We start from the raw sequence: 15,628 nt of genomic DNA on the forward strand, positions 1-15,628 counted from the left end.
GGTTTGGTAGGGACGGCCACGGAGACGGTTATACGGTTGCTTTCAGAATTTAAAAAAGATAAGCTGATCAAATTTGATGGAAAGAAAATTATCGTGCTGGACAAAAAGGGCCTGGCGAGGCTGTCAGACTTCTACAATAACTGATCGATCACAGTAATTTATAACATATAAAACGAATCCCGGGCATTTATGTCCGGGATTTTTTTATGCATTTCAAAACATGACTTTTATCAGTTTTTGACTTTCTAAATGTCATACTTAGGGGGCTTTCAGCTTTATAGATTTGTGACATACAATCAAGGGTCATAAGATGGAAGGAAATTTAGTAAGTCATTTAGAGATACCGGAAGCGCTTTTAGGAGTAAGGTATGAGAAAAAAATGTCCTTGGATTTTTTTAAGAAAGAAGTGGGCAATGATTTTAATCAGCAGGGCGATCAGGTAAAATTAGTTTTGGCAAATCTTCCCAAAGTATTGGACTGGTTACATGGGCAGCAATATCCCCAGGTGTTGGAGAAAAAGGCCTGTGATATTCCTATACTGCTCTTCGATAATGGTCTCTCTTTCCGGAAATTATTGTTTCATTATGACGGAAGTCCCTCTTCGGCGAGTATCATTAAGGACTTCCTACAAATGTTTGAACTGCACATCAAGGACAGCCAGGCCACGATTATTTCCCCAAGCTTTATTCCTAAATCCAAGATCCAAGAGGAACAATCTTTAACCAAACTGATCAGTAAATATACCAGGGAAACCAGTTTTATAAAATTCAATTTTACCAAAATAGGGGATTTTTGGTCCTACGCTACCAAGAGTAAATGTACCCTTTTGGTGACCTCCAAGGGCTATCAGGCAGATTTGGCAAAAGTCCTTTTTCACTTCTACCAGGGAGAAGTTTGGTACGATAACCTATCATTTTATTTGGCCCAGGGAAGAAAATAATCTGTAATGAGGAGCCTGTCCGAAATACTTAAACTAATGCCTTACTCAGAACCAATCTTATGAAAGAAGTAAAAGATACTGCTGTTACGCTTTGCTATCATTGTGGCGATAGATGCTTGGAAGAAGTGGTTGGTTTTGACGACAAAAAGTTTTGCTGTTCGGGATGTAAGGTGGTTTATGAAGTCCTTGAGGAAAATGGTTTGTCCAGCTATTATACTTATGAAGAAGGACCTGGCACCAAAAGACAGGAGATCAGCCATTCCTTGAATAAGTTTGATTATTTGGATGAAGCGGAGATCATCCCTAAGTTGATTGATTTTCAAAATGAAAAAGAGACCCATGTCTCGTTTATCATTCCCACCATCCATTGTGCTTCCTGTATCTGGCTGTTGGAGAATCTACACCGATTGGATGCCAATATCATTTCAGGCCGGGTTGATTTTGTCAAAAAAGAAGCCCGATTTAAATATTTAAATGAAGGACTCAGTTTAAAAGGCTTAGTGGTTTTATTGGATAAAATAGGCTATGAACCGACCATTAACCTGTCCAATATCCACCATAAGCCAAAAAGTAATCCCAATAGGACACTGATTTATCAATTGGCCATGGCGGGTTTTTGTTTCGGAAATATGATGTTTTTCAGCTTGCCTGAGTACTTCAGCGAAGTGTCCATGCTGGAAGAAAACTTCAGGGGACTGTTTGTTTACCTGAATTTGGTACTGGCCTTACCTGTGGTTTTTTATTCATCCAGTGACTATTACCGTTCTGCTTGGTATGCCATTCGAAACGGTAGCATCAATATGGATGTACCCATTGTATTGGGGATTGCAGCTCTTTTCGGGTATAGCCTGTATGAGGTGTTTGGATTAGGGCAAAGCGGTTATTTTGATTCACTGGGAGGGCTGTTGTTCTTTTTGCTTATTGGTAAATTCTTCCAACAAAAGACCTATGAAAACTTGTCTTTTGATAGGGACTATACCTCTTATTTTCCATTGGCGGTAACCAAGCTTGTAGGAAAACATGAGGAGGTGGTTTCACTGCCAACGATTTGCGTTGGGAATATCATAAAAATCCGAAAAGATGAATTGGTTCCAGCGGACAGCTTGCTTATAAAAGGGGATGCACTGGTGGACTACAGTTTTGTAACTGGCGAGGAAGTGCCCGTTCCTGTCAAAAAAGGGGAAGTAATTTTTGCCGGGGGCCGACAGCGTTCAGGAACCTTAGTTTTGGCTGTTCAAAAGGCCCCGTCTCAGGGATATTTGACCGATCTGTGGAACCATGATAGTTTCAAGACTAAGGAAGAGAATGACCTCGGAGCTCTGGCCACTACCATTAGTGGCAAGTTTACCCTCGTCGTTTTGCTGATAGCATTGGTCAGTTTCCTTTTCTGGATCCAGACAGACCTTTCCTATGCCATCAAGGCATTCTCAAGTGTGCTGATTGTGGCCTGTCCATGCGCTTTGGCCATGTCTACCCCATTCACTTTGGGGAATGTCCTTAGGGTTTTTGGCCGTCAGCACTTTTACCTCAAAAACAGCCAGGTGATAGGGCGACTGGCTAAGGCTGATGCTTATATTTTTGATAAAACGGGCACAATGACCAAGCCATCGGAAGCGAGCGTGACCTTTATTGGCCGAGAATTGACCGATCCTTTGAGGCGTGTGGTCAAGGCCATGGTTGCCGATTCGATGCACCCATTGAGCCTCCGGATCAGTGCATGGTTAGGTGACATACAAAAGGATCAGCTGGAAGGACTGGAAGAATTTACCGGCAAAGGCATATCAGCCATATGGCAACCCAATATCACCGTCCGTTTGGGATCTGCCAAATGGATGGGCTTGAGCGATGCGAAGTCCAATGATTTGGGCAATAGGGTCTATCTCTCCATAGCAGGGCAAGTCCAAGGGTATTTTCTTATTCAAAGTGGCCTTCGTGATGGAATAGTGGAAGTGGTCAATGAATTAAAAGGCAAAGGGGAAGTTCATGTGTTGTCTGGAGACCATGATCACGAAAGGAGCTCCTTACGGAAGGCTTTTGGAAAAGAGGTGAAAATGATTTTTAACCAAAGCCCCAAGGATAAGCTTGCCTATATCAAAGCCCTCAATGATAAAGGGAAGCAAACGGTAATGGTGGGTGATGGGCTCAATGATGCGGGAGCCCTTCAGGAAAGCCAAGTAGGTATTGCTGTATCGGATCGGACCACTCATTTCTCGCCGGCCAGTGATGTGATCATGGATGCCGGAGCCATTGGAAAGTTATCTCAGTGGATTGACTTGGCCAAGGACAGCAGGCGGGTGATCATCAGTAGTTTTATACTCAGCTTTCTCTACAATATAGTGGGATTATCATTGGCCGTTCAGGGACTGCTCAGCCCAGTAGTTTGCGCCATATTGATGCCATTGAGCAGTATTTCGGTGGTGGTGTTTACCACTTTGGCGATAAACTTTCTCGCCTATAGAAAAGGAATAACCAAGCATTCATCATGGAAGTAATAGTTGTTTTGATCGGTGTCAGCCTGGTATTGGCAACGGGTTTTCTGCTGCTCTTCTTCAAGGCAATGAAAAGTGGGCAGTACGATGACACCTATACACCATCCGTGAGAATCTTATTTGACAAGCAAAAAAAACAACAATCAGGTAAGGATAAACCGTCAATTAAAAACAAGTAACGTATGTCAGATGTACTACTGGAAAAGTTCCAACGCGACGATAGGGTCGTGAAATCAGGTATCATCCTGGAGAAGTTCAGTTACGATAATAAAATCGTAAAATACTTTGGAGCGGCCACCATCATTTGGGGCTTAGTCGGGATGCTGGTGGGTATTTTGGCCGCCACCCAGCTTTTTCTTCCCGAGGCCAATATGGGAAACCCTTATACCACTTTTGGTCGAATCCGGCCCTTGCATACCAATGCCGTGATTTTTGCCTTCGTGGGCAATGCGATTTTTGCGGGGGTGTATTATTCCATGCCCAGGTTATTGAAGACCAGGATGTGGAGTGATAGCCTTAGCTGGATCAATTTTTGGGGATGGCAGCTGATCATTCTGGCGGCAGCGATCACTTTACCGCTGGGCTTGACCACCTCCAAGGAGTATGCGGAACTGGAATGGCCTATTGATATAGCCATTGCCTTGGTCTGGGTGGCTTTTGGGGCCAATATGATCGGTACTTTGCTGAAACGCAGGGAAAGACATATGTACGTAGCTATTTGGTTTTACCTGGCTTCTTTTGTGACCGTTGCAGTTTTGCACATCTTCAATTCCCTGGCACTTCCGGTGTCCTTCTTTAAAAGCTATTCGGCCTATGCCGGTGTCCAGGATGCCCTGGTGCAGTGGTGGTACGGTCACAATGCGGTGGCTTTCTTTCTGACCACACCCTATCTGGGACTGATGTATTATTTCCTTCCCAAAGCGGCCAACAGGCCAATTTACTCTTATAAGCTTTCCATCGTTCACTTTTGGTCCCTGATATTCCTGTATATCTGGGCGGGGCCGCACCACCTGCTTTATACCGCTTTGCCCAACTGGGCACAGGTCTTAGGGGTTGCCTTCTCCATCATGCTCATAGCTCCCTCATGGGGAGGTATGGTCAACGGTCTATTGACCTTGAGGGGAGCCTGGGATAAAGTAAGGGTGGATCCGGTGTTGAAGTTTATGGTCGTGGCGGTGACGGCCTATGGCATGGCCACTTTTGAAGGACCTTTGCTTTCGCTTAAAAATGTCAATGCGATTGCACATTATACCGATTGGATAGTGGCCCACGTCCATGTGGGCGCATTGGGGTGGAACGGCTTTTTGACTTTTGGCATGCTTTATTGGCTGTGGCCCAGGCTTTGGAAGACGGAGCTATATTCCAAGAAGCTGGCCAATACCCATTTTTGGCTGGGAACTTTAGGAATTGTATTCTATGCTTTGCCGATGTATGTGGCAGCACTGACCCAGAGTTTGATGTGGAAAGAATTCAACGAAATGGGAAGACTGGCTTATCCCAACTTTTTGGAGACCGTTTTGGAAATTATACCGATGTATATTTTCAGGGCTTTTGGAGGAGTACTTTATCTGGCTGGTGCTATAGTAATGGTCTTTAACCTGATCAAAACCGCAAAAGTGGGATGCTTTCAGGCAGAGGAAGAAGATGAAGCTCCGGCGCTTACCAAGCATGTGGCCAAAAAAGGAGAATACTGGCACCATGTCTGGGAAAGGAAACCGGTATTCTTTACCATTCTGGCTACAGTGGCCATTTTTATAGGTGGTTTGATAGAAATAGTACCCACCATCCTGGTAAAATCGAATGTGCCCACTATCAGTAGTGTGAAGCCTTATACTCCTTTGGAGCTCCAGGGAAGGGATCTTTACATCTCCCACGGTTGTGTGGGATGCCACTCCCAAATGATCCGTCCTTTCCGATCCGAAACAGAGCGCTATGGGGAATATTCAAAAGCGGGAGAATTTGTCTATGACAGGCCCTTCTTGTGGGGGTCAAAGCGGACAGGACCCGATTTGCACCGGGTAGGTAAGAAGTACCCCGATAGCTGGCATTACCACCACATGATGGATCCACGGACCATGTCTCCGGGATCGACCATGCCTTCTTATCCCTGGATGGCAACCAATCTCATGGACCACGCCGATTTGCCGGATAAAATCAAAACCCTGCAAAAACTTGGGGTACCCTATCCGGAAGGTTATGCAGACAAAGACGCCATGCAGGACTTGAGCAGACAAGCCAATGAGATTGTAAGTGGATTGCAGGAAGCTGGGGTGGAGGTAATGCCGGATGCCGAGATTGTCGCATTGATCTCTTATCTGCAGCGTTTGGGAACCGATATCAAAAAGCTGGATGCCCCAACTGGAAATAATAGTCATGCAAAATAAAAATGAATGGCCATGAAAAAAGAAATATTAAGTTCAATCGAAAACATAGAAATCTACCCGGTGATTTCCCTGCTCATCTTTGTGCTCTTTTTTGTAGGCATGGGATGGTGGGTGCTGAGGGCAGATAAGCAATACCTCACCCATATGAGTTCCCTTCCTGTAGAAGATAACCTTCACCCAAAAAGCAATGATCATGAGAAAAAGTAAAAGGCTATCAATGGCATTCCTTCTGGTGCTTTTTTCACAGGTAGGGTTTGCACAGGAGACGGAAAAAAGCTTATTCAGAACCTTAGGGGCTATGGAAAGCAGTGAGCTGGGGCTGTTGCTGATGATCGCAGTAGTTTTGGGCGTCTTGGTCCTGCTGCTGATATTAATGGTTTACCTGATGTTTTTCATCAATGTTCTTCTAAAAAAGGAAAACCCCGAAATGGCAGAGGCACCCTCTTGGTGGGAAAACTTTAAGGAGCGCTTTGTCACCGGTAAACTGAAGCCGATCGAAAAAGAGGAGGAAATCATGCTGGAGCACAGTTATGATGGTATTGTGGAGCTGGACAATTTTATGCCTCCATGGTTAAAATATATGTTTTATGGTACCCTTCTCTTTGCGGTGGTTTATATGGTCAACAATACCAGTATTGGTATGGGAAAAAGCCCCGAGGAAGAATATCAGGCCCAACTTGATGAAGAAGCCATATCGGCAGAGCAGAGAAAAGCATTGGCTTTGGCTTCTATAGATGAGACGAATGTCGTTTATGATCAGTCGGACCTGGTGTTGAATGCCGGTGGGGCAATCTATCAGAACAACTGCGTAGCCTGTCATGCCAGTGATGGAGGAGGAGGGATAGGGCCCAATTTTACCGATGAGTACTGGCTTCACGGTGGAAGCATCCAGGATGTGTTTACCGTGATCAAATACGGTATCCCAGAAAAGGGAATGATTCCCTGGCAGGACCAGTTGAGTCCTGAAGAGATACAGCAGGTAGCCAATTATGTGCTTTCGCTTAAGGGGACCACTCCGGCCAATCCTAAGGAGCCTCAAGGAGAAATATATGTGCCAAAGGACGGGGCTTTGGCGGATGAGCCTGAAGGGAACGGCTCTTTGACCGAAAATTCCTGAACCAAAATTTATGGGGCAGTATTCCAGCTGCCCCTCAACTAAATGGAAATGCAATGAGCAAGGGGCAGCATGATCAAAATTCACAAGGATTCAGAAACTCCCTGTCAACTGTAAAAGCTGATGGAGGACGCAGTTGGGTTTATCCCAAAAAAGTAAATGGGGTTTTCTATAAATGGAGGACTTATTTGTCCTGGTTCTTGTTGGCCTTATTGTTTGCTGGTCCGTTCCTGACCATTTCCGGAAAACCCTTGCTATTGCTCAATTTTTTTGAGCGGAGGTTTATCATATTGGGGCAAGTGTTCTGGCCACAGGATACCCACATCCTGCTCTTTCTTTTACTGATTCTTTTTGTCTTCATTATTCTCTTTACAGTGGTTTTCGGCCGGATTTTCTGCGGCTGGATCTGTCCACAGACCTTGTTTATGGAGATGGTGTTCAGAAAAATTGAATATTGGATCGAGGGAGATGCCAATCAGCAGCGGAAGCTCAATGCCATGCCTTGGAACCGTAAAAAGCTCATCAAAAAGGGAAGTAAGCTGCTGATTTTTCTGTTCATATCACTTTTGATATCCCATACGGTCATGGCTTATCTGATCGGGGTGAAACGGACAGCCGAAATAGTCAGCAGTTCTCCTGTGGAGCAATTGCCCGGGTTTATGGGATTGATGGCCTTTACAGGAATTTTCTTTTTTGTCTTCACCTGGTTTAGGGAGCAGGCCTGCACCGTGGTATGTCCCTATGGTAGGCTGCAAGGGGTCCTCTTGGATACCAATTCGATCAATGTGGCCTATGATTATGAAAGGGGCGAACCGAGGGGTAAGATCAACAGGAAAAAGGGGGATACGTCCCCTTTTGGGGATTGCATAGACTGTACACTGTGTGTGCAGGTTTGTCCGACAGGGATCGATATCCGAAACGGTGTACAGATGGAATGTGTCAACTGTACAGCCTGTATAGATGCTTGTGATGCGGTTATGGATAAGGTCAAGAGACCGAAGGGATTGATTCGGTATGCCTCCGAAAACAGCATAAAGGAGGGAAATCAAAAACTGATCAGTCCAAGGGTGATGGGATATTCTGTGGTGTTGCTGCTCTTGATAGGGGCTTTTATTGGCTTACTGGTGACCAGAAAAGAGTTTTCGGCTACGGTGACCAGGTTTCCTGGTATGACCTATCAAAAGAGAAACGATGGACATATCAGCAATTTGTACGAGGTGACTTTTATCAATAAGACCTTTGATAGGCAAAAGATTCACATCAGACCTGCTGAAGGAAAATACCGCATTGAGGCGAGTGCGGATGGAAACTGGGAACTGGAAGGTCAATCCAAGCTGGAGGGTCGGTTTTTTCTGGTGGTAGATGGCGGGAATGTCCGTGAAATCAATAAACAAGTGACACTGCTGATCCTTCAAAACGAGGAGGTCATTGATCGAATAGAAACAAATTTTATGGCACCCTTGCCAAAAACAAAAAAACAATAAGTTATGAACTGGGGAAAAGGAATCATACTGGTATTTGCCTGCTTTGCCGGACTTATATTTACCATGGTGGGCATCTGTATAAAACAAGACGATATTCATCTGGTCACCGAACATTATTACGAAGAGGAGCTTCGTTATCAGGAGCAAATTGAAAAGATTTCCAATACGGCGATGTTGGAGGAGGCGGTGATGAAATTCGATGCATCCAGCAAGTCCTTACAGGTTAGCCTAAAGGAGGGAACCAAAGGGACCTTATGGCTTTTCCGGCCTTCAGATGCAAGAATGGACCAGAGAATCGACTTTGCATTCGAAAATACAGAAATTCAGTCTGTTAGCTTGTCGGACCTTAAAAAAGGATATTGGAGAGCAAAGGTAGCCTGGAGCATGGACGGGAAGGAGTATTTTGAAGAACTAAAAATCAGCTTGTAATGGTCTGGACAGCGTTTTTGTTGGGTTTTTTGGGTTCTTTTCATTGTCTTGGGATGTGTGGGCCTATTGCTTTGGCAATTTCTGCCTCTGATGCCAAACAGGTACTTATTAGGAAACTATGGTACAATCTCGGAAGAATGCTTACCTATGGTACTTTGGGCCTTATGGTAGGGGCTTTGGGAATGGGGTTTCAGTTGGCTGGATGGCAACAAGGGATTTCCATAGGTCTTGGAATCCTGATTATTCTATTTGCTTTGTGGTATAAAAAAGGAGAAAGGGCCTTAAGCAAAGGAGGATTTTATCACTTTATTTCAAAAATCAAGGGGGCTTTGAGCTTTTGGCTGAAACAAGGAGGAACAAAAGCCTTTTTTATGACAGGCCTTATCAATGGACTTTTACCCTGTGGGATGGTGTATATCGCCCTTTTGGCTTCCATGGCTTTTTCCAATCCTTGGGAAGGCGCTTTGTATATGTTGGCCTTTGGGGCAGGAACAGTACCCTTGTTATTGGCTTTGATGCTTACGGGGAAATTATTTACCCCGGCTTGGAGACAGAAGATGTTCAGGATGATGCCTTATCTGGCAGTGTTTATTGGGGTACTTTTTGTGGTCAGGGGCTTAGGTTTAGGCATTCATTTTATTAGTCCTGAACTGCATGTTTTTGATCCCGTGTCTGGGGTTCCTGCTGAAATTACTATCTGTAAATAATTTTTTGGATAGGGGGTAGGATAAAGCGAAAATTAAATTAATGTCTCGCTGATTAGCGCAGATACTTTTTATTCCTTGAACCACAACATCTTTTTAGCATCCCTTTTTCGTACATTATCAGTAAGGAGGAGACATAGGAAGAAAGTGAAAATAATTCATGCCTTGACGCAACCATTCCCTTGGCCCCCTTGTATAGGCTGATGCAACCCTTTCGATATAGTGGACATTAAACCAACTAAAGCGCTGTTAAACGGGCTTTCAAAAAATGACAGAAAGTCCCAAGAATTGCTCTATAAGCAGTTTTACAGTTATGGTATGAGTGTATGTCTCAGGTATACTTCCACCAGGGAGCAGGCGGTGGAAGTGTTGAATGACAGCTTTTTGAAAGTATTCACTAAAATTGATCAATATGACCAAAAATATGCGTTTAAGGCTTGGTTTAGAAGGGTTTTGATTAATACAGCAATCAATTATAATAAGAAAAGTATCAATAATCACCATCACTTGGGGTTGGATCAAGTGGTGGAGGTAAAAGGGAGCAGTAGTCCAGAAGCATTGAGTGAGTTATCCTATGGAGAAATGATTCAATGTGTGCAAGATTTATCTCCGGTATACCGGATGGTGTTTAACCTCTATGTGATTGAAGGTTATTCCCATGAGGAAATCGCAGAAAAGCTAGAAATAAGCGTGGGGGCATCAAAATCTAATTTATCCAGGGCTCGGGCGAATTTAAGGGAAATATTAAAAAGAAATCATGAAAAAGGACTGGCGAAATATGAAAGATAATGAGCTGGATGATTTCTTCCGAAAAGGGTTAGAAGAACCTGAAGTCCCTTTTGTTCAGGAGGATTGGGAGAAGATGAAGGGTAAGTTAGCCGGCATTGAAGGAGGGACGGCACCAAACTGGTTCCAAAACTACAAAATGCTTTTGATTATTGCGGGAGCCCTTTTCTTGGGATTAGGGGCTTGGTTTGTATCGGATTATAGAAGTGTCCAAACAGAAGGGGTAGTGGATAATACTCAATTGAATATTTCGGGACAAAATGCAGCAAAAGATGGTGTGTTGGGGCAGAAGGAAGATCCCAATGGCGAGAAGGAAATTGGTGCTTTCACAGAGAAGAAGGAGCAGCAAGCAGATGGTTCACAGCCGGCAAATGAGGCTGAATTCTACAAAAGAAATAGGGGTGCTCAACTCATTGCCAAGGCCAATAGTAAGTCTGAAACCGATAGGGAGAATGCTGCCATGCTAGCCTTGGTCAATGGAAAGGCTAATAAAAGGTTGAAAGAATGGATAGTTCCCCCCAGTAAGCGTGAAATAAAAAATCTGGGGGGATTCAGTGAGAGATTTGAGGGGGACTTGTTGGATTTGAAAAAAGAACAGGTTTTGGGTAAAGCAAGTCAAGTTGAAAAGAATAAACCCCAATTCCATAACGGAAAGCGATGGAGTACAACAGCCTTATTGTCTCCAGATGTCAGTGCCCTTCAACTCAATGATATTCAAGGTTTGGGTACCAGTGTAGGGCTCAATGTGGAGTACTTTATCCATCCAAAGTGGAGCATTAATCTTGGGGCCCTTTATGCCTTTAAGACTTATGGGGCAAATGAAGGCTATCAATTGCCCGGCTACGGAAATAGATCTGCAGGGGTAAAAGGAGACTGTTACATCATTGATGTGCCATTAAATCTAAGGTTTTATGCTATCAATGGTGACTTGGACAGATGGTATATAAGTTCTGGCCTGTCTTCCTACCTAATGCTGAGGGAAAAATATTCGCTTGAATATGGTGCCAACCAAGGTTACCCCACTACCTATTCTGAGCTGGATGTCAGGAATCAGAACAGGCATTATTTGCAAGTGATCAATATAAGTATGGGATATGAAAGGGTGCTATCAGAAAAAATATCCCTACAAGTGGAGCCTTACTTTAAACTACCATTATCAGGTGTTGGAGAAGGACGGGTAAGCCTTAAGAGTGCAGGAGCATTAATAGGCTTAAAATACAGCTGGTAGAATAGATGAATCCATAAAACCAGAAAGATTGTAAGAGAAAAATGACGGACTTTTCGGCTCTATAGAAAGAGTTAAAAGGTGCGGTGGAAGATTATTGTAAAAATTAAAAACAAAAGATCATGGAAAGGTTGCTTAAAAAGATGATGTGGTGCTTGTTGATTGTAGCATCCGCAGGATTTATAGCCTGTAATGACGATGACGATGATCCTACTCCTCAGGTACAAAAGAAGGTCTACACTTTGAATTCGGTTTCTGATCCTGGCATTTCAGGAACGGTAACATTTACAAGGCAGGCCAACGGTTTTACGCTGGTGGAGATCGATCTGACGGGTACTACGGCCGGAAACTCCCATCCTTCGCACATCCATGCCAATTCGGCAAGTGAAGGAGGAGGAATTGTTGTTGACTTGACCAATGTGGACGGTGCAACGGGTAGAAGTGAAACCGTTGTGACAGAACTGAACGATGGAACGGAGATCACTTATCAAGGACTTATCAACTTCGACGGATATGTCAATGTCCATCTGAGTTCAAGTCAGTTGTCTACTTTGGTAGCCCAAGGGGATATCGGAAGCAATGCGACCGGTTCTAATGGCAATGGAGGAAACGGAGGGGGAAGCCCTGGATATTAGTGGATTAAAACCGGATTATGCAATAGGAAGCAAAATGAAAACTGAAAATGCAGAAAATCAGTCCAGATAAATCGGGAAGCGAAGCGACTGATTCTAAAGTAGTTTCATGACGTAATACTTGTGCGCCGTGGCGTAGATATGCTAATGCATATTTCGGGTTAAAGAAGAGGGAGCTGTCTCATGATGATAATAGCCGTCATCACCGGCGAAGCGATCTAAATGTTTTTGTTTGCACTTAGAGGGAATGCCTGTCTGCGGAAGGCAAGCATCCCCGCTTTTGCGGATCGCAAAGACGTGGAAGAATAAGGCGGTTTCCTCTTCTTCTAAAATTTTATCTTAAACTTAAAATTTTTAAAAAATGAAAAGATTTCAAATGGTAGTCTTGGGCTTGCTGATCGGAGGAATGTTGGCCTGTAGCAGTGAAAATGAAGAGGATATCAATCCGGGGAATGGTAATGGCGGCAATGACAGGTGTGAGGACAATATGGCAACACTCTCAGGGGAAGTGTCCACCATTATTGAAAACAATTGTGCCATTTCAGGTTGTCATGTAGCAGGAACAGGAAGGCTTAACCTGACAGTCAAAGCCAATATCATCCAAAATGCCACCCAGATAAGATCCTACACCGAAAGTGGATTTATGCCGGCTGCCAGTTCTGGTTTGACCTTGACACAGCGGCAAAAGAATGATATTTTCTGTTGGGTGGCCGATGGAGCAAAAGATAATTGATTAAGCAAGTCATGAAAGCATATATTATAGCGATAATTCTTTGGTCGGTATTGGCTACTCCGCTCTGTGGACAAGCATACCGTACCACAGAGGCGAGCGTGAGTTTTTTTTCCAGTGCTCCACTGGAAGATATCAAAGCCGATAACGAAGAAGTGATCGGAGTGTTCAATGCAGCTACAGGGGCATTTGCATTTGTGGTCCAGATTAAAGGGTTCGAGTTTGCCAAGTCTCTGATGCAGCAACATTTCAATGAAAATTTCATGGAATCGGACAAGTATCCGAGGGCTACGTTTGAAGGAAGGTTGACAGGTTATGACCTCAATGCCTCAGGTAAACAAAATGCAAGGGCAAAAGGTAAGATGATCATTCACGGCGTAGAACAGGAAATGGAAATAAATGGTGAATTGGAAGTGAAGGACGGGCTTAGGATGAAGGCCGTATTCCCTGTTCTGTTGGCAGATCACAATATAGAGATACCTAAAATTCTGTTTAAAAAAATTGCGGAAGAGGTTGAAGTGACTGTAGATTTTAAGTTTAAAAAGGATTAATAGATGATTGATAGAAAATTGTTTAAAGCGGTTTTAGCGCTGATGTTGCTTTTTCTTTTCAGTGTTGAGGGGGCAAGGGCTCAGGACAGTTTACTGGAGGAGCTTGAGAAAGAGGTGGAACCGGTGGATGAAATGGTAGCAGGAACCTTTAAGGGCACACGACTGATCAACGGCCATACGGTGGAGACCCGAGGAAGAGGGAATTTGGATTTTATTATTTCCCACCGGTTTGGTAGGGTCAATTCGGGAGGTTATAATTTTTTTGGCCTGGATGAATCCAATATACGTTTGGGACTTGAATACAGTTTCCTGGACAGGCTTACTGTTGGTGTGGGAAGAAACTCTTTTCAAAAAGTATATGATGGATTCATCAAGTACAGATTGCTCGACCAGCAAAAAGGCAGTACCAATATTCCTGTAACACTGGCCTGGCTTTCCAATGTATCCCTCAATACATTTAAAAGGCCGGAGCTTCCGATGAATTTTGAGCGCAGGCTTGCCTATGCACATCAATTACTTATTGCACGAAAATTTTCGGAGCGTTTTTCTTTGCAGCTTACACCAAGCTATGTTCATCAAAATCTTGTACCGACAAGGCAAGATGATAATGATCTGGCAGCAATGGGAGTAGGCGGAAGGTTCAAATTAACCACCCGGACTTCCCTGAATGCTGAATACTATTACCGCATCAGCCCCTCAAATGACAACTACTATAATGTAGTATCCATAGGTTTTGATATAGAAACGGGAGGACATGTGTTTCAGCTCCATCTTACCAATGCCCAGTCAATGACCGAGACAGGTTTTATTCCTGCCACAACGGGAGATTTTTGGAATGGTGATATTCATTTTGGTTTCAATATTTCCAGGTCGTTTCAACTGAATGAAAAAGGCAAAGCGTGGTAGGTGTTCATCAATGAATGTTGGAGTGAATATAGGAATCCACATTGTGCTTGGTGATTACTTCTAGGGGGAACAGTTCGGTTTTCGGGGCGATTTTTTTGAACAGAAGGTGGTTGGCAAGATGGTGTATGCCCCTATAGACTTGTCGGTTTGGGTTCTGATTGATAAGGAAATCAATATGGTCTGTTTTCAATAATTCGATATTTTCCTTTATCAGATCATAACCAACCAAGCAAATATGGGGCAACTGGTTTTTTCGGATAATATTGGCCGTAAGTTTGGCGCCTGAGGAAGTAGGGATAAAAAGCCCCTTGATGTTATGTTTGTGTATGGCTTCCATAATCTTGGCTTCAAACAGCTTCATGTCATCGCCTTCTATAATAATGGAATTGACTTCCGTTTGGTTTTTTATGTCTTCTTTAAAATATTCCCGGAAGCCTCTTTCCTTTTCCCGAAGGTGGACAGAATGCTGTATGTTTTCTCTAATATGCAATATGGCCACAGTTCCCTCTATTCTTTTTGTGGAAAGATCGATCAGTGAAGCGGCCAGCCGTCCACTTTGATACAGGTCTTGACCGATAAAGGCCATCGGAGAGACTCCTTTGATCATCGTGTTATAATGAACATAGGGGATCTGCAGGCGGTCGAGCTCTTTAAAAAAGGTCAAGGCCTCGTTTAGAAATATAGGGGCGCTGATCACTGCATCCGGTTGGTCCTTTAATACTTTTTGAGTTGCTCTTTCAAAGGATTGTGCATTGTTCAGTTGAAAATAGTGCGTGTCTATCTCCATCTGGTAAGACAACCACTCTTTCTTGGATGCGGGCAAACTTTCCAAAGAGAGTTTCCAATAGGGGTCCTCTTCCGGGTGGGGAGTCAACAGGGCTATTTTATAGGTTTTGCTGGATCCCAGTGTTTTGGCAAGTAGGTTTGGCGTATAATCGATTTCTTTTAGGACTTTTTCTACTTTTTCACGTGAGGAGTCCGACACTTTGCCTCTTTTATGTATCACCCTATCAACTGTTCCTACAGAAACGCCCGATAATTTGGCGATATCCTTTATCCTAATGACTTTATTTTTTTCCATTTTTTTGCTCCTAATTGTCTTGATTCTTTCAGTCAAAAAATATCTGCCCCATAAAAGTTATGTACTTTTTACAACTTGTGCGAACAAGTACTGACTGGATTTTTACAGTAATAATTTTTACGAATTAATGATTTTTTAATTAAAAATCCTTCTTGGATAGGAAGTTTTAACAA

17 protein-coding genes are annotated in these 15,628 nt (G+C 43.5%); 16 read left to right on the forward strand and 1 reads right to left on the reverse strand.

What is annotated here, in order from left to right:
* The 16 genes from ACYVAA_RS19530 to ACYVAA_RS19605 form a co-directional block, all read left to right on the forward strand.
* Positions 1–144 (forward strand): helix-turn-helix domain-containing protein (locus ACYVAA_RS19530; RefSeq protein WP_460545034.1); only part of this gene is annotated, 144 nt, incomplete at its 5' end.
* Positions 145–310: 166 nt separating this feature from the next.
* Entirely contained in the window at positions 311–940 is a 630-nt protein-coding gene (locus ACYVAA_RS19535; RefSeq protein ID WP_460545000.1) for a hypothetical protein, read from the forward strand.
* Between the two features lie 59 nt (positions 941–999).
* Positions 1,000–3,432: a heavy metal translocating P-type ATPase gene (locus ACYVAA_RS19540; protein WP_460545002.1), complete on the forward strand. Its 2,433-nt coding sequence runs from the start codon at positions 1,000–1,002 to the stop codon at positions 3,430–3,432.
* A complete protein-coding gene (gene ccoS, locus ACYVAA_RS19545; RefSeq protein ID WP_460545004.1) occupies positions 3,423–3,608 on the forward strand; it encodes a cbb3-type cytochrome oxidase assembly protein in 186 nt (61 codons plus the stop codon). The genes ACYVAA_RS19540 and ccoS overlap by 10 nt, the downstream gene beginning before the upstream one ends.
* Positions 3,609–3,611: 3 nt before the next feature.
* A complete protein-coding gene (gene ccoN, locus ACYVAA_RS19550) occupies positions 3,612–5,813 on the forward strand; it encodes a bifunctional cbb3-type cytochrome c oxidase subunit I/II (protein WP_460545006.1) in 2,202 nt (733 codons plus the stop codon).
* A gap of 12 nt (positions 5,814–5,825) precedes the next feature.
* Positions 5,826–6,020: a cbb3-type cytochrome c oxidase subunit 3 gene (locus ACYVAA_RS19555; protein WP_460545008.1), complete on the forward strand. Its 195-nt coding sequence runs from the start codon at positions 5,826–5,828 to the stop codon at positions 6,018–6,020.
* Positions 6,007–6,930: a cbb3-type cytochrome c oxidase N-terminal domain-containing protein gene (locus tag ACYVAA_RS19560; RefSeq protein WP_460545011.1), complete on the forward strand. Its 924-nt coding sequence runs from the start codon at positions 6,007–6,009 to the stop codon at positions 6,928–6,930. The genes ACYVAA_RS19555 and ACYVAA_RS19560 overlap by 14 nt, the downstream gene beginning before the upstream one ends.
* Before the next feature lie 53 nt (positions 6,931–6,983).
* A complete protein-coding gene (ccoG, locus tag ACYVAA_RS19565) occupies positions 6,984–8,411 on the forward strand; it encodes a cytochrome c oxidase accessory protein CcoG (RefSeq protein ID WP_460545013.1) in 1,428 nt (475 codons plus the stop codon).
* Positions 8,412–8,414: 3 nt separating this feature from the next.
* Positions 8,415–8,840 carry a FixH family protein gene (locus tag ACYVAA_RS19570; RefSeq protein ID WP_460545016.1) on the forward strand — a complete coding sequence of 142 codons (426 nt, stop codon included), beginning with the start codon at positions 8,415–8,417 and terminating at the stop codon, positions 8,838–8,840.
* The gene (locus ACYVAA_RS19575) at positions 8,840–9,547 is read left to right on the forward strand and encodes a sulfite exporter TauE/SafE family protein (protein WP_460545018.1); all 708 of its coding nucleotides are present in this window, start codon (positions 8,840–8,842) and stop codon (positions 9,545–9,547) included. The genes ACYVAA_RS19570 and ACYVAA_RS19575 overlap by 1 nt, the downstream gene beginning before the upstream one ends.
* Before the next feature lie 219 nt (positions 9,548–9,766).
* Complete coding sequence (locus ACYVAA_RS19580) at positions 9,767–10,333, forward strand: RNA polymerase sigma factor (protein WP_460545020.1); 567 nt, start codon at positions 9,767–9,769, stop codon at positions 10,331–10,333.
* Positions 10,302–11,558 carry a porin family protein gene (locus ACYVAA_RS19585; protein ID WP_460545022.1) on the forward strand — a complete coding sequence of 419 codons (1,257 nt, stop codon included), beginning with the start codon at positions 10,302–10,304 and terminating at the stop codon, positions 11,556–11,558. Before ACYVAA_RS19580 ends, ACYVAA_RS19585 begins: the two co-directional genes overlap by 32 nt.
* A 119-nt stretch (positions 11,559–11,677) precedes the next feature.
* The gene (locus ACYVAA_RS19590) at positions 11,678–12,190 is read left to right on the forward strand and encodes a CHRD domain-containing protein (RefSeq protein WP_460545024.1); all 513 of its coding nucleotides are present in this window, start codon (positions 11,678–11,680) and stop codon (positions 12,188–12,190) included.
* A 358-nt stretch (positions 12,191–12,548) separates the two neighbouring features.
* The gene (locus ACYVAA_RS19595) at positions 12,549–12,920 is read left to right on the forward strand and encodes a 2-polyprenyl-6-methoxyphenol hydroxylase (protein WP_460545026.1); all 372 of its coding nucleotides are present in this window, start codon (positions 12,549–12,551) and stop codon (positions 12,918–12,920) included.
* An 11-nt stretch (positions 12,921–12,931) separates the two neighbouring features.
* Positions 12,932–13,468, forward strand: coding sequence for a YceI family protein (locus ACYVAA_RS19600; protein ID WP_460545028.1), 537 nt, complete (start codon positions 12,932–12,934; stop codon positions 13,466–13,468).
* Positions 13,469–13,471: 3 nt separating this feature from the next.
* Positions 13,472–14,374 carry a DUF5777 family beta-barrel protein gene (locus ACYVAA_RS19605; RefSeq protein ID WP_460545030.1) on the forward strand — a complete coding sequence of 301 codons (903 nt, stop codon included), beginning with the start codon at positions 13,472–13,474 and terminating at the stop codon, positions 14,372–14,374.
* A gap of 7 nt (positions 14,375–14,381) precedes the next feature.
* Here ACYVAA_RS19605 and ACYVAA_RS19610 read toward each other — a convergent pair whose 3' ends face one another.
* Positions 14,382–15,455, reverse strand: coding sequence for a LacI family DNA-binding transcriptional regulator (locus tag ACYVAA_RS19610; RefSeq protein ID WP_460545032.1), 1,074 nt, complete (start codon positions 15,453–15,455; stop codon positions 14,382–14,384).
* Positions 15,456–15,628: the final 173 nt, after the last annotated feature.

The organism is Echinicola sediminis, from assembly GCF_054777495.1.

Excerpts from the sequence above, each read along its gene's own strand:
- ACYVAA_RS19535 (WP_460545000.1), top strand. The coding sequence starts at position 311 with ATGGAAGGAAATTTAGTAAGTCATTTAGAGATACCGGAAGCGCTTTTA.
- ACYVAA_RS19540 (WP_460545002.1), top strand. The coding sequence starts at position 1,000 with ATGAAAGAAGTAAAAGATACTGCTGTTACGCTTTGCTATCATTGTGGC.
- ccoS (WP_460545004.1), top strand. The coding sequence starts at position 3,423 with ATGGAAGTAATAGTTGTTTTGATCGGTGTCAGCCTGGTATTGGCAACG.
- ccoN (WP_460545006.1), top strand. The coding sequence starts at position 3,612 with ATGTCAGATGTACTACTGGAAAAGTTCCAACGCGACGATAGGGTCGTG.
- ACYVAA_RS19555 (WP_460545008.1), top strand. The coding sequence starts at position 5,826 with ATGAAAAAAGAAATATTAAGTTCAATCGAAAACATAGAAATCTACCCG.
- ACYVAA_RS19560 (WP_460545011.1), top strand. The coding sequence starts at position 6,007 with ATGAGAAAAAGTAAAAGGCTATCAATGGCATTCCTTCTGGTGCTTTTT.
- ccoG (WP_460545013.1), top strand. The coding sequence starts at position 6,984 with ATGAGCAAGGGGCAGCATGATCAAAATTCACAAGGATTCAGAAACTCC.
- ACYVAA_RS19570 (WP_460545016.1), top strand. The coding sequence starts at position 8,415 with ATGAACTGGGGAAAAGGAATCATACTGGTATTTGCCTGCTTTGCCGGA.
- ACYVAA_RS19575 (WP_460545018.1), top strand. The coding sequence starts at position 8,840 with ATGGTCTGGACAGCGTTTTTGTTGGGTTTTTTGGGTTCTTTTCATTGT.
- ACYVAA_RS19585 (WP_460545022.1), top strand. The coding sequence starts at position 10,302 with ATGAAAAAGGACTGGCGAAATATGAAAGATAATGAGCTGGATGATTTC.
- ACYVAA_RS19590 (WP_460545024.1), top strand. The coding sequence starts at position 11,678 with ATGGAAAGGTTGCTTAAAAAGATGATGTGGTGCTTGTTGATTGTAGCA.
- ACYVAA_RS19595 (WP_460545026.1), top strand. The coding sequence starts at position 12,549 with ATGAAAAGATTTCAAATGGTAGTCTTGGGCTTGCTGATCGGAGGAATG.
- ACYVAA_RS19600 (WP_460545028.1), top strand. The coding sequence starts at position 12,932 with ATGAAAGCATATATTATAGCGATAATTCTTTGGTCGGTATTGGCTACT.
- ACYVAA_RS19605 (WP_460545030.1), top strand. The coding sequence starts at position 13,472 with ATGATTGATAGAAAATTGTTTAAAGCGGTTTTAGCGCTGATGTTGCTT.
- ACYVAA_RS19610 (WP_460545032.1), bottom strand. The coding sequence starts at position 15,455 with ATGGAAAAAAATAAAGTCATTAGGATAAAGGATATCGCCAAATTATCG.